The sequence below is a fragment of the Chryseobacterium mucoviscidosis genome (genome assembly GCF_002177115.1).
GTDB classification, from domain to species: Bacteria; Bacteroidota; Bacteroidia; order Flavobacteriales; family Weeksellaceae; genus Chryseobacterium; species Chryseobacterium mucoviscidosis.
In genome coordinates, this window is record NZ_MVAG01000220.1 from 1 (window position 1) to 249 (window position 249).

General features: G+C 50.2%; 1 protein-coding gene. It reads right to left on the minus strand.

The genetic code is table 11. The features are described from left to right. Positions 1 to 249: AMP-binding protein (locus tag B0E34_RS22945; RefSeq protein WP_165763045.1), on the minus strand; the 249-nt coding region annotated here is incomplete at both ends.

The following is a 249-nucleotide window of genomic DNA, read 5'->3' on the forward strand; positions in this document are numbered from 1 at the left end:
GGAATCGGCTTGCCCATTGATCCCGGTTTAATTTCCATGCACGGGTAATTGCAGATGAGCTGCGATCCTGTTTCAGTCATCCACCAAGTATCATGAATCCGGTTGCCGAAGACTTTATGCCCCCACCTGATGACTTCGGGATTTAACGGCTCCCCTACGCTTAAAATATGCCGCAAGGAGCTTAGATTATATTTATTCACAAGATCGTCGCCTGCACCCATCAGCATCCGGAAAGCCGTTGGCGCGCTG